This is a genomic window from Collinsella sp. wc0529, from assembly GCF_046116875.1.
GTDB lineage: Bacteria > Actinomycetota > Coriobacteriia > Coriobacteriales > Coriobacteriaceae > Collinsella.
Genome location: NZ_JBJXBO010000001.1, coordinates 82,165 through 104,586, shown reverse-complemented (window position 1 = coordinate 104,586; position 22,422 = coordinate 82,165). Strand labels below are relative to the sequence as shown.

General features: G+C 59.7%; 22 protein-coding genes. 16 read left to right on the top strand and 6 right to left on the bottom strand.

Annotated elements, in window-relative coordinates:
* Nucleotides 1-170: 170 nt before the first annotated feature.
* Nucleotides 171-512: an arsenate reductase family protein gene (locus ACKUTP_RS00435; RefSeq protein WP_006234747.1), complete on the bottom strand. Its 342-nt coding sequence runs from the start codon at nt 510-512 to the stop codon at nt 171-173.
* Between the two features lie 520 nt (nt 513-1,032).
* Here ACKUTP_RS00435 and ACKUTP_RS00430 point away from each other — a divergent pair.
* The 5 genes from ACKUTP_RS00430 to ACKUTP_RS00410 all read left to right on the top strand — a co-directional run bounded on the left by ACKUTP_RS00430 (nt 1,033) and on the right by ACKUTP_RS00410 (nt 5,404).
* On the top strand, nt 1,033-2,472 hold the full coding sequence (locus ACKUTP_RS00430) for an MDR family MFS transporter (protein ID WP_225093210.1): 1,440 nt from the start codon (nt 1,033-1,035) through the stop codon (nt 2,470-2,472).
* A gap of 3 nt (nt 2,473-2,475) precedes the next feature.
* Nucleotides 2,476-2,982 carry an HPP family protein gene (locus tag ACKUTP_RS00425; RefSeq protein ID WP_006234745.1) on the top strand — a complete coding sequence of 169 codons (507 nt, stop codon included), beginning with the start codon at nt 2,476-2,478 and terminating at the stop codon, nt 2,980-2,982.
* Between the two features lie 174 nt (nt 2,983-3,156).
* On the top strand, nt 3,157-3,465 hold the full coding sequence (locus ACKUTP_RS00420) for an MGMT family protein (RefSeq protein WP_006234744.1): 309 nt from the start codon (nt 3,157-3,159) through the stop codon (nt 3,463-3,465).
* Nucleotides 3,466-4,049: 584 nt separating this feature from the next.
* The gene (locus ACKUTP_RS00415; RefSeq protein WP_006234743.1) at nt 4,050-4,385 is read left to right on the top strand and encodes a hypothetical protein; all 336 of its coding nucleotides are present in this window, start codon (nt 4,050-4,052) and stop codon (nt 4,383-4,385) included.
* A gap of 5 nt (nt 4,386-4,390) precedes the next feature.
* Complete coding sequence (locus ACKUTP_RS00410; RefSeq protein ID WP_409063273.1) at nt 4,391-5,404, top strand: hypothetical protein; 1,014 nt, start codon at nt 4,391-4,393, stop codon at nt 5,402-5,404.
* 87 nt (nt 5,405-5,491) lie between these two features.
* Here the strand turns inward: ACKUTP_RS00410 and ACKUTP_RS00405 are convergent, their stop codons facing one another.
* Together ACKUTP_RS00405 and ACKUTP_RS00400 are read right to left on the bottom strand one after the other, a co-directional pair.
* Nucleotides 5,492-6,583 carry an ATP-binding protein gene (locus ACKUTP_RS00405; protein WP_196022691.1) on the bottom strand — a complete coding sequence of 364 codons (1,092 nt, stop codon included), beginning with the start codon at nt 6,581-6,583 and terminating at the stop codon, nt 5,492-5,494.
* Between the two features lie 113 nt (nt 6,584-6,696).
* On the bottom strand, nt 6,697-7,377 hold the full coding sequence (locus ACKUTP_RS00400) for a YitT family protein (protein WP_195543858.1): 681 nt from the start codon (nt 7,375-7,377) through the stop codon (nt 6,697-6,699).
* 485 nt (nt 7,378-7,862) lie between these two features.
* On the opposite strand from ACKUTP_RS00400, the gene ACKUTP_RS00395 reads away from it, so the two are divergent.
* Complete coding sequence (locus tag ACKUTP_RS00395) at nt 7,863-8,552, top strand: GntR family transcriptional regulator (RefSeq protein ID WP_409063272.1); 690 nt, start codon at nt 7,863-7,865, stop codon at nt 8,550-8,552.
* A gap of 393 nt (nt 8,553-8,945) precedes the next feature.
* Here the strand turns inward: ACKUTP_RS00395 and eda are convergent, their stop codons facing one another.
* Nucleotides 8,946-9,587, bottom strand: a complete 642-nt coding sequence (gene eda, locus ACKUTP_RS00390) for a bifunctional 4-hydroxy-2-oxoglutarate aldolase/2-dehydro-3-deoxy-phosphogluconate aldolase (RefSeq protein ID WP_195520932.1) — start codon at nt 9,585-9,587, stop codon at nt 8,946-8,948.
* 253 nt (nt 9,588-9,840) lie between these two features.
* A complete protein-coding gene (locus tag ACKUTP_RS00385; protein ID WP_195520931.1) occupies nt 9,841-10,875 on the bottom strand; it encodes a sugar kinase in 1,035 nt (344 codons plus the stop codon).
* A gap of 235 nt (nt 10,876-11,110) precedes the next feature.
* Between ACKUTP_RS00385 and ACKUTP_RS00380 the strand changes: the two genes are divergently transcribed.
* The 10 genes from ACKUTP_RS00380 (at nt 11,111) to ACKUTP_RS00335 (ending at nt 20,908) form a co-directional block, all read left to right on the top strand.
* Complete coding sequence (locus ACKUTP_RS00380) at nt 11,111-12,133, top strand: LacI family DNA-binding transcriptional regulator (RefSeq protein WP_409063271.1); 1,023 nt, start codon at nt 11,111-11,113, stop codon at nt 12,131-12,133.
* A 42-nt stretch (nt 12,134-12,175) separates the two neighbouring features.
* Entirely contained in the window at nt 12,176-12,670 is a 495-nt protein-coding gene (locus tag ACKUTP_RS00375; RefSeq protein WP_117770062.1) for a type II toxin-antitoxin system RelB/DinJ family antitoxin, read from the top strand.
* A complete protein-coding gene (locus ACKUTP_RS00370) occupies nt 12,657-13,028 on the top strand; it encodes a DUF86 domain-containing protein (RefSeq protein WP_117770061.1) in 372 nt (123 codons plus the stop codon). The genes ACKUTP_RS00375 and ACKUTP_RS00370 overlap by 14 nt, the downstream gene beginning before the upstream one ends.
* 134 nt (nt 13,029-13,162) lie before the next feature.
* Nucleotides 13,163-14,500, top strand: a complete 1,338-nt coding sequence (locus ACKUTP_RS00365; protein ID WP_035136873.1) for a glutamine synthetase family protein — start codon at nt 13,163-13,165, stop codon at nt 14,498-14,500.
* Nucleotides 14,501-14,550: 50 nt separating this feature from the next.
* Nucleotides 14,551-15,213, top strand: a complete 663-nt coding sequence (locus ACKUTP_RS00360) for a DNA-binding response regulator (RefSeq protein ID WP_409063270.1) — start codon at nt 14,551-14,553, stop codon at nt 15,211-15,213.
* A gap of 208 nt (nt 15,214-15,421) precedes the next feature.
* A complete protein-coding gene (locus tag ACKUTP_RS00355; protein ID WP_409063269.1) occupies nt 15,422-16,882 on the top strand; it encodes a S1C family serine protease in 1,461 nt (486 codons plus the stop codon).
* A gap of 448 nt (nt 16,883-17,330) precedes the next feature.
* The gene (gene ligA / locus ACKUTP_RS00350; RefSeq protein ID WP_409063268.1) at nt 17,331-19,559 is read left to right on the top strand and encodes an NAD-dependent DNA ligase LigA; all 2,229 of its coding nucleotides are present in this window, start codon (nt 17,331-17,333) and stop codon (nt 19,557-19,559) included.
* A gap of 284 nt (nt 19,560-19,843) precedes the next feature.
* A complete protein-coding gene (locus ACKUTP_RS00345; protein ID WP_195246044.1) occupies nt 19,844-20,236 on the top strand; it encodes a type II toxin-antitoxin system Phd/YefM family antitoxin in 393 nt (130 codons plus the stop codon).
* Entirely contained in the window at nt 20,233-20,655 is a 423-nt protein-coding gene (locus ACKUTP_RS00340) for a PIN domain-containing protein (protein ID WP_195246043.1), read from the top strand. The genes ACKUTP_RS00345 and ACKUTP_RS00340 overlap by 4 nt, the downstream gene beginning before the upstream one ends.
* Nucleotides 20,656-20,779: 124 nt before the next feature.
* A complete protein-coding gene (locus ACKUTP_RS00335) occupies nt 20,780-20,908 on the top strand; it encodes a hypothetical protein (protein WP_271730328.1) in 129 nt (42 codons plus the stop codon).
* 140 nt (nt 20,909-21,048) lie between these two features.
* Here the strand turns inward: ACKUTP_RS00335 and ACKUTP_RS00330 are convergent, their stop codons facing one another.
* Nucleotides 21,049-22,395, bottom strand: a complete 1,347-nt coding sequence (locus tag ACKUTP_RS00330; RefSeq protein ID WP_409063267.1) for an MATE family efflux transporter — start codon at nt 22,393-22,395, stop codon at nt 21,049-21,051.
* Nucleotides 22,396-22,422 lie beyond the last annotated feature (27 nt).

The window sequence follows — 22,422 nt, the reverse complement described above, 5'->3', positions numbered from 1 at the left end:
TATCTCCTCTCATAGATGCGCGGTACAAAGAGCCCCGAGCCACGTCACCGGGGCGCGTTGTTCAGCGCCGCCGGGGCGCTCCACTCAAACGACAAGAGACGTCTTACGCAAGCGCCCGCGTCCGTGGATAAAACCACGGGCGTGGGCGCTTCACTTTATTCCCAGCCGCTTTATTCCCAGCCCTTCCACACGTCAGGCTCGTAGCCAACGGTTGCCTGGCGGCCGTTGCGAACGATGGGCTCACGAAGAATCTGCTGGTTATCGAGCACCTTTTCGAACTTCTGGTCGGCAGCAAGATACTGTACGAGCGCAACCGTGTCGGCATCTTTCGCCTTTGGATCGATCACAGCGTCGATCCCGCCGACGGCGCGCGCCACGCTTTCGAGCTCGCCTTTGCTCATCCCCTTTTCCTTCAAGTCGATGAACTGGAACTTCACACGACGTTCCTTGAAATAGCGCTGCGCCTTCTTAGTATCGAAGCTTTTCTTCGTGCCGAATATCTGGATGTTCATACGTACCGCCTTCGCTCAATTCTCGTCCGTTCATGATACGACAAGGGAGCCGAGCAAAAACAGAGCAGGCGGAGATGGAGGAGGACGGCGACCGACCGTCGGCAAGAGTCGGCCGGATCGGACTGGCGCCCAGCGCGCGCCGGCGACACGCTCGCAGCTGCACACATAGCCGATGTACAAGCTCGCCGCGGCGTTCCCTCGCCCCGCGGTGTGGCGATAGAGAAGCACGCCACCCGTCAACGATGGCGCCTCGGTGAAGAAAATCAACGTCTGGGTTACATCCCTTGAAAGGGGCGAAGACGGCTGCTAGAATGCCTCCCCGTTATGAAGGATTTGACCAAAGCATACATCGCAATTCGGCGGCCCCTGGTATACGGGGCCTCTCCTGTTGTTCCCCAAGTGCGCTCTGAGCAGCCGCTTTCTTCCTGTCGTATCTGATGCACGCATAGCACGTGCATGTTATTTCGCCCGTGGGCCGGCGCGCCTTCGGCGAAGAATCGAATAGATACGAAGGAAGCTTATGTCTGATAATTGTACGGTCGCGCCCGCCAATGGGCGCATTACCGGTACCCAGATCAGCATCGTCGCGGTCGTCGTCCTGGGTGCCTTCTTGGCGCTACTGAACCAAACGGTGATGTCGCCTGCGCTGCCGGTCATCATGTCCGATTTCGCCATCGATGCCTCGACTGCCCAGTGGATCATGTCCATATACCCGCTGGTGAGCGGCATCATGGTCCCCGTTTCGGCGTTCCTTATCGACAAGTTCAGCACCCGCGCGCTATTCTTCGGGGCGACGCTGGTGTTCGCGCTGGGCACGCTGCTGTGCGCCGCAGCCCCTGATTTCCTGTTCCTCATCATCGGTCGCGTGTTGCAAGCGGCGGGCTCAGGCGTGCTCATGCCGCTTGTCTCGGTGGTTCCCATGCTGGTGTTCCCCGTCGAGAAACGAGGAACGGCTATGGGCATGGCGGGCATCGTCATGTCGGCGGGTCCCGCGGTCGGCCCCGTCGTAGGCGGCGCGGTGATCGACACGTACGGCTGGCGCACCATGATCGGCGCCATCGTCCCCCTCGCAATTCTCGTGCTGGTGCTGGGCGTGTTCATGCTGAAAAACGTGGGCGAGCTGAAGAACCCCAAGCTCGACCTGCCCTCGGTCGTCCTCTCCACCATCGCCTTCGGCGGACTTCTCTACGGGTTCTCGAGCGCCTCGTCGATGGGTTGGGGCAACCCCGTGGTGCTCGGCTCGATCGTCGCGGGTGTCGTGTGCTTGGTGCTGTTCGTCGTACGCCAGGGCAAAATCGAGGACCCGCTGCTTCAACTGGGCACGCTCAAGACGCGCGAGTTCCGCGTGGCCGCCATCATCGTCACGCTCATCAACGCCGCATGCCTGGTCACCAACACGCTGTTGCCGTTGCTGCTGCAAACCTCGCTTGGCGCTTCGGCCTTCGAAACCGGCATGGCCATGCTTCCCGCCGCGGCGGTGGGCATCATCATCAGCCCTATCTCCGGCGTGGTGTTCGACAAGTTCGGTCCGCGTGCCATCTCGATCGTCGGCCTGGCCCTCATGACCGGCGCCCTGTTCCTGCTCTCGCTTTCGACGGTAAACACGCCCATCTTGGTGGTTGCGCTGTTCTGCATGCTGCAGTCCGCCGGCCAGTCGCTCGCGAACATGCCGGTGAACACATGGGGTGTCAATGCCTTGAAAAATGACATGATCGCCCACGGCAACGCCATCGCGAACACCGGCCGCCAGGTCGCCGGCGGTTTGTGCACGGCGCTCATCATCACGGTCATGACAGGCGTCACCGCGTCGGCCGGCGTCGATGCGAGCATCCAAGTAGCCACCGCCGTGGGCGCGGGCGTCGCTTACAAGGTGTGCGCGGCAATCGGCCTCGTTTCCCTTATCTGCGCCATATTCAGCGTGCGCACCAAGAAAACCGCACCGAAAACGAAGGAGGCATAAGCGATGTCCGAGATTCTGTCCGAGCGCATCCCGCTCGAGCTCGAGGGGACGCCCGTTTCGAGCATCATGATTGAAGAGCCGTTCACCTGCACGCAGGATTGCACGATTTCCGACGTGGTGCGCATGCTCGCCGAAAACGAGGTGAGCAGCATGCCCGTAATCGATGAGCGCAACCAGGTGGTCGGGTTCATCTCCGACGGCGATGTCATGGGAGCCATCGCGCAGCATCGCGCTCACACCATCTTCACGGGCGGCGACGCGTCCATGCTGTACTTCGACGATCAGAGCCTTGAGCAGCGCATCGAAGACCTGAAGGATCGCTGCGTCATGGATTTCGCGACGCGCCAGGTAGTGTGTGCCCGTCCCGAGCAGAGCATCGCCCGCGTCGCCGCGCTGCTGGCGAAGAAGAAGTTCAAGAAGCTTCCTGTGGTTGATGACGAGGGCAAACTCGTGGGGGTCATCCGCCGCTCCGCCATCACCAAATACATCTTCGGCATCCTTTTCCAATAGGGGCAGGTCGCACTTGAGGCGAACATCTCGAGGCATCGAGCCAGCAACTGGACTAGACAACCTTGACACGCACGCGCTTTCCCTCGATGCTTCGGTAAGGGGAGCTGCGAAAATCGCAGTACGGGTGATCGGTGCCGCGCCCCCGAAGGCAAAAGCGAACACGGGAGCGATACGATGGGAAAAGTCCTGGACGAAGATTTGGTTTATGAGATTCTCTCCGTCGTGGCAGAGATTCCGGCGGGATGCGTCGCCTCGTACGGTCAGATAGCGCGCCTCATCGGCAGGGAGAAAAACTCTCGCCTGGTCGGAGCGGTGCTGAGCGAGGCGGATCGCTACGGAGATTATCCCTGCCACCGCGTCGTCAACCACGCGGGACGCCTCGCGCCAAACTTCCCCGACCAGCGAGCACTACTGACGGAGGAAGGAGTCGCCTTCCGAGACAACGGCTGCGTCGACATGAAAAAGCACCAGTGGAACGAGTAGCCAGGCAGCGTAGCGTCGAAAGGAGCGACGCCACGGGGAACGACCTGCGCCCCGCCGCCGGACAACCTATGGCAAAGTGACACGTCCCACAAAGAGCGGCGCACCAGTACGAGACACGACCGCGACGTAAAAAGACCCTATGATACTCGTAAGCATCTATCTGATTGCCCGCCTCGAGGTACCCAAAGAACGAGAGATGCCGAAACCCCTAGACAAAGAAAAAGGTCGGGAGCTTTTATGCTTCCGACCTGAAGTTTCATGGTCGCGGGGGCGGATTTGAACCACCGACCTTCGGGTTATGAGGTCGCTACGACGTTGTTTCATTCAGACATTTCGACCCAAATTGAAGTCAATATAACTCCAGGTCATTTGATGTTTTCATAGATTTACGAAAGAAAAGTACGCGGAATAATTCGACCCAAATTCGACCCACAACGAGCTTGAAAGCGGTCAGGCGGAGCATTACCCTTGGGGTGTGACCCCACGCAGGGCCCACCACCAAGGGTAATGCCCACTCGCCCCAGCCCTTTGCGCCATTCCGCGCAACCGAGCGCGATTCTCAGGCACTTCAGGCAAGGAACACGATGAACGACCGACCTCTCGTCATAGGCAAAGGAACGAAGCAACGCCGCGACAAATACACGTGGCGCTACCGTCACAGCCTCGGCAAGGATCCGGTCACGGGCAAATACCGCTATTCGCCGTGGCAGACCATACATACCACCAAAAGCCGAGAGGTCGACGCCGCACTCGAAGCCTACAAGGCAGAACTCAACAGCGGCACCTACGTCCAAAAATCGAGGGACACCGTCGGCTCGTACGCAAAAAAGTTCCACGACAACCGCGAAGGAACCATCACGCCGCTCGCCTACTCGACATCCTACTCAATCGAGAACCGGACGCGCACATCACATGCGTGATGCTCATGCTCGACACCGACATGAGAAGGGCAGAAGCCCTCGGGATGACGTGGTCCGATGCCTCCGTCGAGAACAGAAGCATCCTCATTGAGCAGCAGTTCGCGGCCGATCGAAGCGTTCGCTCGCCCAAAAGCAAGAAAAGCGTGCGGAGGATCTCGATAAGCGAGACGCTGACGTCGTATCTCGAATTCTGGAAAAAGGAGCAGGCCCGCGAAATGGAAGCCTTCGGCCTGGAACAAGTCAAAGGCACTCCGCTCGTCCACTCATTCGAACGAACGAAAGACAGGCATCCCCAAGTCAACTTCATGGACCTGAATGGGTTTTCGCGCTGGTTCAGAAACTTCAGCGTCGAGAACGGGTTCGGCAAGTTCGAAGGCGTTCGAACATACCATTATGTGAAGGAAACTGTCGACGGGGAAACGATTTCGAAGCGTTATGAGCATAAAGAGTGGCTCGAATTGAGGGATTACCTCAGGAAGCATCCCAAGGTTCGCGAGGCGAGGCATATCAGCACATATGAGAGCGAGCACCTTCCTTACGGATATTCGGGCCTATCGAGCCACACCGCTACTGCCGCTACTGCCCGCTACTGCCCGCCAGCTTCCGAACCAGCGGGCGGTAGCAGCACCCCGAACATCTCGCCGACAGCGCAGAGAGTCGTCGACCTGGCGGCCAAGGCCGACATCGAGGACGTGATGCTGTGCGACCTGCCCGGCGTCCTGTCCTTCCTAGGGCTGCCACCTGAGACGGAGATGCCACCGGGCAACAAGGGGAAGACGAAGCTCAAGAAGCTCTACAGGAAGGTGGCGCCGAACAAGGCATACCACTCCGGCGAGCGCGCCAAGGATTTGATCTCGCACCTCGACATGGCAGAGATCAGGGCATCGGCGCCCGTCCAAGAATTGGGATGCAGTTCAATACGAGCTCGGGGCTCTTTTCGTCTAGATTGGGGACGCATGGCCGGACGAAAACAATTTGCGTCTGGTAATAAGCGTACGAAAGCGCAATTTACGTCTTAATTCCGTACGCAAATCAAGACGAAAATCGTTTACGTCTGCTTTAATCCGTACGAAAACGGTTTTCGTCTTGCAGGGCAGTTGCCGTTTCTACAGTTCAACTTCCAGTTCGGCTTTGTGCTCGTAGAGGTAGTCGCGCATGTAGGGGATGGCAAATGAGACCTTGCCGTACGAGGGAGCCTCGATAATCGATTCTCTTAACAGGCGGCTGCGGACGGAACTCACCTGTTGAGGCGTTTTGTTTAGGGCATCGGCAACCATGCTGGTCGAGCTCGTCTGCCCCAAAGACGCCATGCTCAGCAGATAAGCGATGCACGTGGGCGGAATGCGCTGCAGCGCGGGCTCAATCACCATGGCGCAGAAGCGTTCGCGTGCCGTTGCAATGCCACGCTCGGCTTCTTCTTCTCCAATAATCGTTGTATGTGCGCGTCTTGCCAACTGCCATGCGTAGTATCCAACGAGTTGGATCATGAAAGGATAGCCCTGCGTTGCCTCGGCAAGTTGGCCGGCAATACCTGGCTGCAACTCCATGCCAGACGCTTCAATGGTTTCCTCGAGGGAGTACGACACTTCGGTTACTGCCACAGCCTTCAGATCAAAGGGGAGGGCGCGGCGCAAAAACGCAAGTGTCTTTCCGTTGATGATGCTTTCAATCATCGAAGGCAGCCCAGCAAAAACAAAGGCGATATCAAGGTCTTCGCCGATAACCTGCTGAATCGCAATGGAGAGCGTTCGGACCTCATCGAGCTCTGCGTCTTGAACCTCGTCGAGAGTGATGAGCAGGCCATTTCCATTCTTGGATATTGTCTGTCTCATGGCGTCGCGTAGCGATGGGCCGATTCGCTCAATATCTATGCTGCCGATGGATATGCCAGCTACGGTGGGCTCAAATCTGGCGTGTTTGGCCTGGAATTTGGGCTGCAGCTGTTCGAGAATGCGCTGGCAAAGTCCCTCGGTTGCGACCTCTTTTATGACCGTCCAGCCACGGCTTTGCGCCAAACGTGAGCACTCGTCAAGGAGGACCGTCTTGCCCGTTCCACGGACGCCGGCTATGCGCATTAGGCGCCCAGGGGCACCAGGCCCGTTGGTGAGGCCTTCACTGAATTCTTCAAGTACATCTTCGCGGCCGATAATCGTGGGAGGTGTTTTACCTGCTGTGGGCTTAAAAGGGTTTGTTTGCATGTGAGCCACCTTTGCTCAAGATATAGCAAGATATAGCAAAGTATAGCAAGATATTGCAAAGTATAGTGAGATATAGCAACGTATAGCGCTGTTCTCGGGTTCTTACGGTGGTGCTATTTTCCGAATGCCGCGCGGATAAAGCGCTGGGCGAACAGCTTGTTGGCGACGTTGATGACATGGCCCAGGAACAGTGCCGAGATGGCGGTCGTGACGCCAAAGCCGCCCAGGTTGTACATAAGGATCAGCGACAACGCGAGCGAGGCGGCGACATGTGAGCAGTCAAACACGACTTTTACGTCACCAAAGCGGCGTTTAAGCTTTTCGGCAATGACTTGCACCAAGCCGTCGGGCGCGTTGGGGACAACGCCCATGTTGACGACGAGACTTACGCCAAATGCGGTGACAGCGAGGGAGAGCAGCATGGTCGCAATCTGTGTGGGGAGTGCCGTGGGATGCAGTGGGTTGACCGCCATGAAGAGGTCGGTCAAGCCGCCAATCAGCGTTGAGAAGAACAACTCGAGCAGGATGCGCGGCTGGAACTCGCTTCGCAAGATGGCTAATTGCGCCACGATGTAGGCGACGTAGGTTGCGGTGATCCAAAAGCCGAGCGTCTTGCCAGTGAGCATGGATAGGGTTGTGGCAAAGCACGTGAGCGCGGCGACGCCCAGGCCGGATGCCGTCTGGAGACTCATACCGAGTGCCAGTACTGCAACGCCCACAAGATACATCAGCATTCTAATGACGGTATGGCACCAGTCGATGTTCTCGCCATGCATGATAATGAGCGGTCGCATGTTGCTACCCGTCCTTTCGGTTGTGTGAAAAAGCTGACCCGGGCCGGCAAAAGAGGGTTATCGGAGGCACTGCTGCAAAAGCAGAAAAGCCGGCCCCACGGTCAGTCGTCTAGGAAGTGTCTCGCTGTGCCGGAATGGGACTAAAGGTCCAACGAGACGGGAAGAAAGCAAATGGCATTGCGTGGGCGATAAGATGCCAAGATGGTAGGGTGTGTCTTAACACCCTATTGCCCACGCTCAACGAAATCGGTTTCGTTTGAGCCTAAGTATACGCACGGGATTTTATTTGCGAAGAGAAAAACAATAAAAAGGTGAACGTTCACCTAATCGCAACAACTCGTTGGCTGTAGTTGCGGTGGAATAGTTCCTGTTTTTGCTGCTGAAGGCTTTGAACAGGAACTATTCCACCGCAACTTATGGGGGCGGGGGATGCGATAGTATTGCATGGTGGTATTCGATTAACCGAGGCTTCATCCGAGGGCTTTATGGAACAGCAGCATTATCAGAGCCTGCAAGACCAGGCGTACAACGCATTGCGGTCCAAGATCATCTATGCCGAGCTCAAGCCCGGCACGCGCCTTTCGGCGATTGGTCTGGAAAAGGAGACGGGAATCGGACGCACGCCCATTCGCGAGTCCTTTGTGCGCCTGCGTGAGCAGGAGCTGGTGGAAACGCGTCCCAAAAGCGGCACCTATGTCTCAAAAATCAGCATGGAGCGCGCCGAGAACGCCTGTTTCTTGCGTGAGAAACTCGAGAGAAGCGTGCTCATTAAATGCTGCTCTGCCGCCACACCCGAGCAGAAGTGTCGGCTCGAGCAGATTCTTGCCGAGTCCGAGTCGCTCGACCATGGCGAGACGCGTCGTTTCTTTGATCTGGATAACCTGTTCCATGAGACGTGCTTTGAGATTGCCGGCCGCCATATGTTGTGGGATTGGATGAGGAGCGTCAATACGCATTTTGAGCGGTATAACTGGTTGCGTATGGTGTCGCAGGATTTGGATTGGGAGCCGATTCGTCGGCAGCATCGCCGGATTCTCGAGGCCATTAAGGGGGGCGATACCGACACGGCGAGCTATCTGGCAGAGACGCACCTGCACCTGATGCCCGAGGAGCAGGGCCCGGTTATCGCCTTGCATCCCGACTATTTTGAGCTGTCCAAAGACTCGGCCATCTAACTCGTCCCCTTCATTAGTTGCGGTGAAATAGGGATTGTTTTGCGGCTCTGATGGTGTAAACAGTCCGTATCTCACCGCAACTGCCGGGGTACTATCGGGGCACGAAAAAGCTGCGGCGCCGCTTGGAGGAAAAGACCGGAAGCAAGGGTCCATTCCTCCAGACGGCGCCGCAGCTGTTTTGATGGCTCGGTTTTTGTCGATGTGGCTCAACTGGGCGCGGTTGCCAGCCGAGTAGGCAAAGCGGCTCGGGGGCGTGTCGCTTCCGTCACGTTCTATCAGCATACAAGACGGTTTTGGTTCTTGTTCGTGACGGAAACGGCGCGCTTCCGAGCCGCTTTAAAAGAAAGGGGGCGAGGTCTAGGGCACGCCCCCTTTCACGATAGAGAGCTAAACCTAGCCGCGGACCTTCTTGACGACGTCCATGGCCTCGCGGGCAATCTGCTCGACCTTGGAGAAGTCGCCGTCGGCAAACAGGGCCGGCTTGACCATCCAGGTGCCACCGCAGGCGATGATGGCGGAGGAGCTCAGGTACTCCTCGACGTTGACGGTGCTCACGCCGCCGGTAGGCATAAAGCGGTGACCGACAAACGGAGCGGCGAGGGCCTTGATGGTGTTCAGGCCGCCATACTGGGACGCGGGGAAGAACTTGGTGACCTTGAGGCCCAGGTTCTCGGCTGCGGTGACCTCGGAGGGGGTCACGGTGCCGGGAAGGACGGGCAGGTCGATGTCGATGCAGTGCTTCACGACGTCCTCGTTGTAACCCGGGGAGACGATGAACTTGGCACCGGCTGCGCGGGCCTGCTCAACCTGCTCGACGGTCAGGACAGTGCCGGCGCCAACGCACATCTCGGGCTCGGCCTCGGCCATAGCGGCGATGCACTCGGCGGCGCAGGCGGTGCGGAAGGTGACCTCGGCGGACTTCATGCCAGCTGCCATAAGGGCGTGGGCGAGCGGAGCGGCGTCCTCGACCTTGTCGAGCACGACGACCGGCACGATGCCCAGGGACTCAAGCGTGGTGTAGAACTGATCGAACATAATGTTCCTTTCGATGTATGGCGCGCATGGGCGCGTGATTGCCAAATATGCTGGTCAGGAGCCGATTTTGGATTGGTTATCGGAGGCACTGCTTGGGGTTCAAGCAATTCCAAAACCAGCTGCTCGACCAGTCATGTAGGGAATGCCAGGCAAAACCGGAATGGGACTGGTGGTTTTGCCCGGCCGGAGGAATCGGGGAGCGGGCCGCAGGGGTATGGGATTGGAAAGCTGCGGCCCGCGGAATGGAGACGGACTAACGCGCGACGCGGGTGCCACCGTCGGCGGCGTTGGCCACGGCTGCGATCTCGTCTGCGGTCACCAAGTTGGAATCGCCCTTGATGGTGAGCTTGAGGATCGAGGCTGCAATCGCGTAGTTGACGGCGTCCTGCGGGTCAAAGTCGTTGATGAGGGCATGGACGAAGCCGGCGTTGAAAGCGTCGCCGGCGGCAACGCCCTCGAGCACGTGCACATCGTGAGCAGGGGAGAACCAGTACTCGCCGCTCTCGGCGTCAAAGAGCATGCCCATCCAGATGGAGCGCTCGACGCAAGAGATGTTGCGGACGACCGAGGCGACCTTTTTGCAGCCGTACTCGGCGCAGATCTGACGGGCCATCTCGACGTAGGTGTCGCGCTCCTCGATGCCATGGGCAAGGGAACCAGAGACGCAGGTCATGCCGAGGCCGGCGGGCGCATCCTCGTCGTTGGCGATGCAGATGTCGACGAGCGGCAGGAGTTCCTTCATGGTGGCCTGCGACTTCTCGGGCGACCACATCTTGCCGCGATAGTTCACGTCGCACACGGTGGTGATGCCCTTGGCGCGGCAGGCGGCGAGTGCCTCCTTGCAGGCGGCGGCCATCTCATCGGAGACGGCGGGGGTCACGCCGGAGAAATAGAAGACATCGATGCCCTTGAGGATCTCGCCCCAGTCAAAGACGTCGCGTTTGGCCATGTTGATGGCAGAGAACTTGCGGTCGTAGACGCAGCCGTTGCCGCGCTGCGAGGCGCCGACCTCAAACACATAGGAGCCAAGACGGTCGCCCTGACGCACGACGCGCGTTGTGTCGACGCCGTAGGCCTTCAGCGAGCGCAGCGCGCACTCGCCTAGGCGGTTGGCCGGGACAACGGATACGTAAGCGGCCTTGTCGCCTTGGTAGGCCAGGGAAAGAGCGGTGTTGGCCTCGGCGCCACCGTAGCGGACGTCAAACTCGGTTGCCTGCTCAATGCGCAGATGATCTTTGGGCGAGAGCCTCATCATGATTTCGCCGAAGGTAAGAACCGTTTTACCCATGGTCGCGCAGCTCCTTCTTGCTCGTGCGTACACCTTTGATATGGCGTTGGCGCGGAGGTGCCAAGACGGTAGGGTACATCTTTGCACCTCCGCGCCAACGCTTGCCGAAATCGGTTTACGAAATCGGTTTCGTTTCGAGTTGTAGTATACTCACCTACAGCGTTTTGCAAGCGAGATTTTTAAAAAAATGCCTAAAATGGCTCAGACTGCTGACAATTGGGAAACGGGGTGCGCCATGGCGCAGATGAGAATCAAGGACATTGCCGCCGAGGCGGGCGTGAGCCCGGCCACGGTCTCGCGCTATCTCAACAACCGCCCCGGGCAGATGACCGAGGAAACCCGCGCTCGCATCGCGGCGGTTATCGAGCGCACCGGCTATCGCCCACGTGCCGCCGCGCGCAATCTGCGCAGCTCGCGTACGAACCTCATCGGTGTGATTCTGGCTGACATCGCCAACCCGTTCTCGAGCGCCATGCTCGAGGGCCTTTCCGCCAGCGCCGCGGCGCGCGGCTGCTCGCTCATGACGGCCATTAGCGGCAACGACCCCGCTAAGGAAGCGGAGTCGCTCACCAGACTTATCGATGCCGGCGTGGACGGCCTGGTCGTCAACACCTGCGGAGGCAATGACGAGGCGATCGCCGCGGCAGCGGGACGTCTGCCCGTCGTGCTGCTCGACCGCGACGTTGCCGACGGCGGTGTCGATCTGGTGACATCTAACAACCGTGAGCTGGTCGCTGGCTTGGTAGACGAGCTCGCCGCCGTTGGCAGCGAGCGCCTGTGCCTGCTCACCGAGGCAAGCGACGACAGCCCCGTGCGTCGCGAGCGTGCCGAGGCCTTTGCCGACGAACTTTCGCGACGCGGCCTTGCGGGTGAGGTCGTCACTCTGGCCGACGGTGCCGCCTCGGGCGTCGGCCGCTTGGACGAGACCATCCGCGGCTATGCAGGCAAAAAGCTCGGCCTCATTGCCGTCAACGGCTTGGTTTTCCTGCGTCTGACCGAGGCGCTAGCGCAGCTGGGACCCTCGCTGCCGGCGGGGCTCAAGATCGCGACGTTTGACGACTACCCCTGGAACCATGTGCTCTTTGGCGGTGTGACCACGGCCGCGCAAGACACCCTTACCATTGCCGAGCGCGTAGTCGAGCGCCTCTCCGAGCGCATCGACGTTGTTACCACCACCGTGGGCGAGGCCGCAAAGCTCGCCCCCAAGCGCATCGAGATTCCCGGCCACATCGAACACCGCGCTTCGACCTCGCGCTAGTCTGTGTGATAATATATAGACAATGTCATACAGGAGGTATCCATGGCTGCGTCTGTGCTGAGTGTGCGAGTGGACTCGTCAATTAAAGACTCATTTGCCGAACTGTGCGAAGAGCTTGGCATGACTTCGTCTGTTGCGGTCAATATGTTTATGAGGCAGATGCTGCGCGAACGCTCTCTGCCGTTTGTTCCTTCACTCGGTAAAAGCTCTGCGAGCGAAAGCGCCGCGGCGGGCATTTTGGATACTGCCCAGATTGAGTCCGCCGTCCGCGAGGCGGCCAGCTCGATTCCCGCCATCAAAACCGTGATTCTTTTTGGTTCGTATGCCCGTGGCGAGGCGCATGCCGATAGTGATATTGACTTGCGCCTCGAAGTCGATCGCGAGCGGGGCTTTGGTCTTTTCGCGCTGTCGGCATTTGGTGAGGCGGTGCGCAAAGAAACCGGGAGGCAGGTTGATCTCGTCTCTAGTGATCATCTTGATGACGATCTTGCCGCGGTAATCGAGCGCGAAGGAGTGATCCTTTATGATCGCGCGTAAGTCAGACAGCCTTCGCGCCCAAGAGGTTTTGGATGCCATTTCTGAAACGAACGAGCGCATCAAGGTTTTTGATATCACCGAGGACCAGTTTCTGCATGCGAATGACGTGCGGACGAGGGCGTTGGCGGACTCCCTTTTGATGTGTGCGCTTAGGGTAACGGAAGAAGCGGGCAAATTGTCGGAACGCTCGCAGCGGCTTCATCCCGAAATCGAATGGCGTGGAATTATCGGCATGAGAAATTATCTTGCGCATGATTACGGCAATGTCGACCGCTCGGTTGTTTGGGATGCAGTGACGATGGAGTTCCCTACGCTGGAACGAGCCTGTAGACAAATTGTCTCCGAATCTGAACGCTAGCCGCTCGTTCGCAACTGCCTGTTCGCACACGTTTTTTGAGCGCTTGATACGCTTTAACCCTGCGGAAACATTTTTCTGCGATAGTATCTGCGATATAGACCAGTCGAAACCCGCCCGAAAGAAAGGGGAGCGACATGAACCAGCAGAACATCGATTACGTACTCCGCTCCGTAGAGCAGCGTGACATCCGCTTTGTGCGTCTGTGGTTTGTCGACATTCTCGGCCGCCTCAAGAACTTTGCCATTAGCCCCGAGGACCTCGAGGTCGCTTTTGAGGAGGGTATTGGCTTTGACGGCTCGGCCATCGAGGGCTTTGCTACGCCCGAGGAAGCCGACATGCTCGCATTCCCCGATGCTTCGACCTTCCAGATTCTGCCGTGGCGCCCGAGCCACAACGGCGTCGCCCGCGTGTTCTGCGATGTGTGCACCCCCGACCGCAAGCCCTTCGCCGGCGATCCGCGCGATGCCCTGCGCCGCATGTTCCGCAAGGCCGAGAAGGCTGGCTACCTGCTCAACGTGGGCGCCGAGCTGGAGTATTACTACTTCCCCGACGAGCACACCCCCGAGCCGCTCGACAACGTGGGCTACTTCGATCTTTCGGTGAGCGATGCCGCTCGCGACCTGCGCCGCAACACGGTCCTCACGCTCGAGAAGATGTCCGTGCCGGTGGAGTACACCTTCCACGCCGCCGGTCGCTCGCAGCACGGCATGAGCCTGCGCCACGCCGAGGCCCTGAGCATGTCTGACGCCATCACCACGGCCAAACTCATCATTAAACAGCAGGCCTACGAGAGCGGTTGCCACGCCTCCTTTATGCCCAAGCCGCTGGCGGGCGAGGATGGCAGCGCTATGTTCCTGTGCCAGTCGCTGTTCGACCACGACGGCAACAACGTCTTTTGGGGAGAGGACGACGAGAAGTACCATCTCTCCGACGTCGCCAAGCACTACATGGCCGGCATTCTGGCGCACGCGCGCGAGATCAGCGCCATCACCAACCCCACGGTCAACTCGTACAAGCGCATCACCACGGGTGGCGACTCCGTGCCGCAGTACGCCACGTGGGGCTTGCGCAACCGCGCGAGTATGGTCCGCATCCCGGTCTACAAGCCCGGCAAGCAGCTGTCCACGCGCATCGAGCTGCGCAGTCCCGATCCCATGGCCAACCCGTATCTGGTCAACGCCGTCACGCTGGCGGCTGGTCTGGACGGCATCGAGCGCAAGCTGGAACTCCCGCCCGAGGCAACGGCCGAGACGCTCAAGCTCACCGACCGTCAGATGGTCGAGGCCGGCTACACGCCGCTGCCGCGCTCGCTCAAAGAGGCGCTCGACGTGTTTGAGGACTCGCAGTTTATGAAGGATGCCCTCGGCGAGCACATCCACAGCTTCTTCCTCAAAAAGAAGCGCGACGAGTGGCATAAGTTTGAGTCTACGATCACCGAGTGGGAGATCAAACACTACCTGGCGAACTCCTAATCGCGCTGGCTTGTTCCAGTACGATTGAGCTCATTTCTTTGGAGGCCGATATGTCCGAAAAGAGTGCCCTGTTCATGGCGCGTACGACGCGCTTCCACGAGTTTGCCTGCAGCTTGACGACCACCCTGGGTGTCGAGGTGAGCCTGGCAACCCCCGATTCGCCGACTGCGGCGCACGACTTTGACCTGCTGATTCTCGACTCCGACGGCATCCGCAGCGACCGCATCGATCAGATTGCCAAGTGGCTCGACGACCGCGGCGGCGTCCCCATGCTGGTGATCGTTGACGACGAGGCGCTCGGCACCCTGCGCCTGCCCAATCACGCGCATGCCGACTTTGTATGCCCCACGGCGACGCCCAACGAGCTTAAGGCTCGTGCGCAGCGCCTGATGGGCGAGGAGGAGACCGTCGCCGCCGACGATGTACTCAACATCGATAACCTCGAGATCAACTTGGCCACCTACCAGGTGACGCTCGATAACGAGCCCATCGACCTGACGCTGATGGAGTACTCGCTGCTGAGCTTTTTGGCGACGCACCCCAACCGCGCCTACAGCCGCGAGGTGCTGCTGCACCGCGTATGGGGCTTTGAGTACTGCGGCGGCACGCGCACCGTCGACGTGCACATTCGACGCATCCGCTCCAAGGTGGGTCCGCAGATCGCGGCGCACATCACCACCGTCCGCGGCGTGGGCTATCTGTTTAAGGACTAGATTTCCACCACAAAGGGGACAGGCACTTTTGTGGTGGTTTTGACGCAGGCACGGATTCCTTTCGGGTCTGCGGCAGAACTTAAGCCTTCCTAAAAGATTGCGTTCTCATACACTTGCGCCCGCATATTGGGGTACAACTCAACGTGAACAATGATGGCCCGCCACATGTTTGGCGGGCCTTTGGTTATTTGACGAAAGGATCGCAGCCATGAGCGAGTACGATTCCCAGCGTCCCCAGGATGCGGGCAACGCCGGCGAGACCCAGCAGCAGCCGCGTGTGCAGGTGGAGTCGACGCCTGCCGGCAGCAACATTCCCTACGTGCAGGCTTACGACACGCAGACCGGCCAGCCGCTGGGCGGCCAGCAGGTTGTAAACAAGCACACAGTGGTCAAGACCAAGACCAAAAAGCTGCCGATCTTTATTACGGCGCTCGCCGGCTGTGCCTGCGGCGCCCTGCTGGTCATCGCGCTCATTATGAGTGGCACGCTCAACATTGGCGGCGGAAAGAATGCCGTGACGGCGGGTGCTTCGGGTTCGTCGACGCAAAAGATCACCATTGACTCCGAGGATACCACGCTGGCCGAGGCCGTTTCTGCTAAGGCCCTGCCCTCCGTGGTTTCCATTACCGCCACTTCGAGCGGTAGCCAGAATGGCTCGCTTTCGCAGTCTGCCGACGAGTCGGACAGCTCGGGCAGCGTCGGCTCGGGCGTGGTGCTCGATACCGAGGGCCACATCCTCACCAACAACCACGTGGTCGACGGCTACGACCAGTACGTGGTGACCATGGACGACGGCACCACCTACGAGGCCGAGTTCGTGGGCAACGACGCCTCGAGCGACCTGGCCGTCATCAAGCTCAAGGATGCCGACGCCTCCAAGCTCACGCCGATCGAGATCGGTGATTCCTCCAAGCTCAACGTGGGCGAGTGGGTCATGGCCATCGGCTCGCCGTTCGGCAACGAGCAGTCTGTCTCCACGGGCATTGTGTCGGCACTGTATCGCTCCACGGCCATGAGCTCTACCAACGGTAACACTATCTATGCCAACATGATCCAGACCGATGCCGCCATCAACCCGGGCAACTCGGGTGGCGCGCTCGTTAACGACAATGGTGAGCTGGTGGGCATCAACTCGCTCATCGAGAGCTATTCGGGCTCCAGCTCGGGCGTGGGCTTTGCTATTCCCGTTAACTACGCCAAGAACATTGCCGACCAGATCATCGGCGGCAAGACGCCGGTTCATCCGTATCTGGGCGCCACACTTTCGAGCGTCAATGCGCTTAACGCCCGCACCAACAAGCTGAGCACCGATAGCGGCGCGTATGTGGCGAGCGTCGTTGAGGATGGTCCTGCTGCTAAGGCCGGAATTCAGGAGGGCGACGTCATCACCAAGCTGGGCGACGACGAGATCACGAGCGCCGATGGCCTGATCATCGCACTGCGCAGCCACGAGGTGGGCGAGAAGGTCGAGATCACGCTTATGCGCGGCAAGGACGAGAAGAAGGTCACGGTCGAGCTGGGCTCCGATGAGGAGTTGCAGAACCAGCAGCAGGACGACAGCTCGACCGACACCGGCAACGGCGGTATTACCGACGAGCAGCTGCGCCAGTACCTGGAGGAGCTGCTGGGCCAGCAGGGTCAGGGCCAGGGCTACGGCCAGGGCTACTAGCGAGCCGTTTCGCATATGCCGAAGCCAGAGGGGCTGTCCCGCCAAGTGTGGGACAGCCCCTCTTTTCTTATTGATCCGTTGGGGACGGAGGAAAACGGATCGCTTGGGGCTGACAAGAGGCCTGGTCCGGAATGGTCTGGACAGTTAGTTCAGATACGTATAAATCTGGGGCAGCTTGGGATGCGTTTTGAGCAATTTTTGATTGGGATGGGGCTCGAATGGGTGTTTGGAAGGGAGAGCGGGACGTTTACATGGTCTCGAGGAGCCCAAATTAGTTGAAACAGGGGTGTTCGTGCCTGATTCAGCTCTAGGATTTATACGTATCTGAACTAACTGTCCACTCCAGTCTGGCGGCTGCCGATTCGGTGCGGTTCGAGACCGCTATTCGGCCTCATTGCGACCGGTGGTACTCTAGTATCCGTTTGAAATCGAGCGAAGGAGTGCCGCTATGGAGCAATCGAGCCTGTTTGGTGACGGTGTGGACATCGATACCGAAACGCCCGCGAGCGCGGATGCCACCGCACCGGTCGACGCCCGTGCCCAGGCGGCAGCGCGTGCGGCCGAGTTGCGCCACGAGCTCGATTACCACGCCTATCGCTACTACATGCTCGATGCGCCCGAGATCACGGACGCCGCCTTTGACAAAATGCTCGTTGAGCTGCAGGAAATCGAGGCGACCTACCCCGACCTGGTGACGCCCGACAGCTATACTCAGCGCGTAGGTGGCTACGTGAGCGAGCAGTTTACGCCGGTCACGCACATGGCACGCATGTATTCCATGGACGATGCCATGGACCTGGATGAGCTCGACGCGTGGCTCCAACGCACCGAGGATGCGCTCGGCGCCGGTAGCGTCACCTATACCTGCGAGCTCAAGATCGACGGCCTGGGCGTGGCCCTTACCTACCAAAACGGCACCTTCGTACGTGCGGCCACACGTGGCGATGGCACCACGGGCGAGGACGTGTCGCTCAACGTGCGCACCATCAAGGATGTGCCCATGCACCTGTCCGAGCCAGCGCTTGTCCACATGGGCGCCGACCGCGAGCGCACCATTGAGGTGCGCGGCGAGGTCTACATGCCCAAGGGCAGCTTTGTGCGCCTGAACGACGAGGCCGATGCCGAGGGCCGCGACCCCTTCGCCAACCCGCGCAACGCCGCCGCCGGCAGCCTGCGCCAAAAAGACCCCAAGGTCACGGCGCGCCGCGATCTGGCCACCTTTATCTACGCCATCGCCGATACCGACCCGCTGCACGTCCACAGCCAGCGCGAGTTCCTCGATTGGTTGCGTAGCGCCGGCTTTAGCGTCAACCCCAACGTGGCTCGTTGCGCCACGCCGGCCGAGGTCCACGAGTTCTGTGCCCAGGCGCTCGAGCACCGCGGCGACCTGGACTACGACATCGACGGCGTGGTCGTAAAGGTCGATAGCTTTCAGCAGCAGCTCGACCTGGGCTTTACCGCCCGTGCGCCGCGCTGGGCCATTGCCTTTAAGTTCCCGCCCGAGGAAAAGCAGACCGTCTTGCGCGAAATTCGCATCCAGGTGGGCCGCACCGGTGTACTCACGCCGGTCGCCGAGTTCGACCCGGTGACGGTCGCCGGCTCTACCATCGCGCGCGCCACGCTGCACAACATCGACGAGATCCGCCGCAAAAACGTGCGCGAGGGCGACACCATCATCGTGCACAAGGCAGGCGACGTAATCCCGGAGGTCGTAGGCCCGGTGCTCGACAAGCGCCCGGCCGATTCGGTCGACTGGCACATGCCCGAGGTCTGTCCCGTGTGCGGCAGTCCCGTGGTCCACGAGGACGGCGAGGTTGCCTACCGTTGCGTGTCCATCGACTGCCCGGCGCAGCTCAAGGAGCGTCTGCTCCACTGGGTGAGCCGCGGCTGCATGGACGTTGACGGCCTGGGTGACGAGATCGTCGACAAGATGATCGCCGCCGGCCTGATCCACGACGTCGCCGACTTCTACCAGCTCACGGCCGACGATATCGCCGGGCTAGACACGGGGCGTACCTATGCCAGCTCCAACAGCAAAAAGGGCGTCAAGAAGGGCGACCCTATCCCGGTGGGCCTCAAGACGGCCGAGAAAATCATCGCCGAGCTCAACAAGTCCAAGAGCCAGCCGCTTGGTCGCGTGCTATTTGCCCTGGGCATCCGCCATGTGGGCAAGAGTGTGGGCGAGGTCATCGCCGAGCGATTCCTGTCGATCGACAAGCTTATCTTGGCGAGCGAAGAGGATATTGCCGAGTGCGAGGGCATCGGTCCCAAGATTGCGGCGAGCGTCAAGCAGTTCCTGGCCGTGCCCGAGAATCTCGCCGTGCTGGAACGCCTGCGCCAGGCGGGTCTGTCGCTCGAGGTCGATTTGGGCGCCGCACACGCGCAAGCTGCAGCTGACGCTGGCGTGGCGGGCGAGCTCGCCGATGCACAGCCACTCGCGGGTCTGACCTTCGTGCTCACCGGCACGCTCGTCAACCGCACGCGCGACGAGGCGGGCGCGGCGCTCAAGGTGCTCGGCGCCAAGGTTTCGGGCAGTGTGTCAAAGAAGACGAGCTATCTGGTTGCCGGTCCCAAGGCGGGCTCCAAGCTCACCAAAGCCGAGCAGCTAGGCGTACCCGTGTTGGACGAGGATGCACTCGAGCAGATCTTGGCTACTGGTGAGGTGCCCCAGGCTTAGGACATCGATAATCAAATTAGAAAACCTCCCGGAAAGGTTGATACTTTCCGGGAGGTTTTTATTTGGGCGTGGTGGCGGGCAGCATGATCTGCGTCATGTAGGTTGCTGAGGGTGACCCTGCGAAGCGGTGTCGTTCCGGAGCGATAGAAGATTCATACAAAGCAAAGGGGCCCCGCAGTGAGGTTCCACAACGGGGCTGCCCCATTGTGATGAGTTTTATACACTTTAACATTAACATTAACGTGTATACTTAGCAGTGAAGATATATGTTGAGAGGAGCAGTTATGGTTACCGTCGCGTTTTCGGAACTGCGCCAAAACCTTACGCAGGTGGCCGAAAAGGTTGCCAATGAGGGCGAGGAGGTTGTGGTCTTCAAGCGGAGCAAGCCGTTGTTCAAGATCGTGCCGCTCGACTATCAAAGCCCGGTTGCAGTGGAATATGACGCTGCCCAGGAGCGCGGGGGTGCAAAGCCGACGTGCGGCTCGGACAAGCCCAAGCGCGACGTGGGTACGATGTGGCATCCCAAGATCACCTGGAAGGAGATCCGTGAGATGCTCGCGGAGAATGAGGACTACCAGGAGTATCTCGATATCGTAGCCAAAATGCCAAAAGGAACGCCGCTCGATACGATGACGGTTGAAGATGAAAAGCGCGTCGCGAGGGAGCGCTACCTATGAGAGCATTTCTCGATACCAATTTTCTGCTCGATTGCGTGCTTCCGGGCCGGCCGGAGCACGCAGCGGCGCAAACGATCAAGGGGCTCGTCGACGTGGGGCTTATCGAAGGCGTTGTTTCGGCCTGCTCTCTCAAGGACGCGTATTACATTCTCACCAAACAGGCCGGCGAGGCGCGCGGGCGCGAGGTAGTGCGCGACTGCCTTAAGAGCTACTCGGTAGAGTCTCTCGACCAAGAGGCTTGTTTTGCCTCCGCCTATTCCGATGAGCCGGACTTTGAGGACGGCTGTATCCGTGCGATGGCCGAGCGTGCCGGCGTGGACTTTATTATCACGCGTGACCGCGCCGCTTTTGTGCGCTCGACCATCAAGACCTTCTCGCCTGCAGAGTTCATCCGTGCGTTTCCGATTCCGGAGGAGTAAAACCGCCACACCGGGGACTGTCCCCGGCGTTTGGCGAGCTTGTTGGGAGGCTCCTGGTCCAGTGACTGTTACAAAAAACGGCTATAGCAAATTTGTTGTACTTCGGTCTGAAGACTATGACTTCATGGTTCAGGAACAGGCTAAGGCTCGTCTGATGGCTCGTATAGCTGTGGCCGAGCGGGAGCGTGCTGCTGGCATGGCGCGTGATGCCTTTGAGGCTCTCGATGACCTTGAGGCAAAATATGGCCTATAACGTCAAGATTCTGCCTTCAGCCGAACGTTTTCTGGGCAGTTCTTATTTGGACGGGGCAACCGGCACCGTGATCTGCGTCACGTAGGTTGTGGGGTCGTCGCTGATGATGTCGTCGATAAGGGCGATTTCGCGTTGCCCCGCTACGCTGCCAACTTGTCAAAAGCCCCGCGTCGGTTGAGCACGGTAAACGCGACAACACAGATGACTGCCGACAGAATCGACCCGCACGGCGAAGCGATGCCCATGGGAAACAGCGTGTCGGAATAGGCGTTCGACAGCAGCCACGCGCCCGGCACGCGAATGAGCGCCACGGCCAGCACGTTGTGCGCAAAGCCGATGTAGCTCTTGCCATACGCAGCGAAAAAGCCGCTAAAGCAAATGTGGATGCCGGCAAAAATCGCGTCGAAAATATAGCTGCGCATATAGCCGGTGCCGGCCGCGACCACCGCAGAGTCCTTGGCAAAAAAGCCGATAAACGCCGGCGCCACCAGCCACATCAGCACCGTGATCAGGCAGCCGTACACCACCGAGATCGTCATGGCGTCTTTAAGCACCTGACATGCGCGGTCGCCCTTGCCCGCGCCGGCGTTTTGCGCCGTGAGCGCGCTGACGGTGGCACCCATGGAACTCGGCACAATGAACAAAAAGCTGATCATCTTCTCGACCAGGCCCACGGCGGCGGCGTCGACGAGCCCTCGGTGGTTGGCAATGACGGTGATGAACATAAACGCCACCTGGATGCAGCCGTCCTGCACGGCCACGGGCACGCCGATCTTAAGAATGCTGCCGAGCACCTCGGGCTGGGGGCGCAGGTCGCTGCGCTTAACGTGGATGTTCGTGCGGCGGCTCTTGAGCCACACGAGTGCGAGGGCGACGCTGGCCGTCTGGGCGGTTACCGTGCCGAGCGCCGCGCCCACGGGGCCGAGCCCCATGTGCCCGATAAACAGATAATCGAGCGCGATGTTGATGATGCATGCCACGCCGATCACGTACATAGGCGAACGCGAATCTCCCAGCCCGCGAAAGATGGCCGAGAGGATGTTGTACGCGGCGATAAAGGGAATGCCCATGAAGCAGATACGCAGGTAGGCGGCGGTTCCTTCGACCGCCTCGGCTGGCGTGCCAATGAGTGCCACGATTTGCGGGCACAGTGCGAGCAGGACAGCGGCCAGTACCACCGAGACGCCCATAAACAGCGTGATGGTGTTGCCGATGGCGGTCTCGGCGCGATCGAAGCGGCGCGAGCCCACGGCGTGGCCGACGATGACCGTCGTTCCCATGGCCAGGCCCACGAGCGTCACGGTAATGATATAGAGCGTCTGCGCGCCATTGCCCACGGCGGTGATGCCGGCAGCGCCGCTAAACTGCCCCATCATGTACAGGTCGGCCATGCCGTAGAGCATCTGCAAAAAGTACGAGAGCATATAAGGCAGGGCAAAGACCGCGATGGTCTTAAGGACATTGCCGCGTGTGAGGTCGTGTTCCATGGGCGGGGCTTTCTGGCTGGGTTCGTT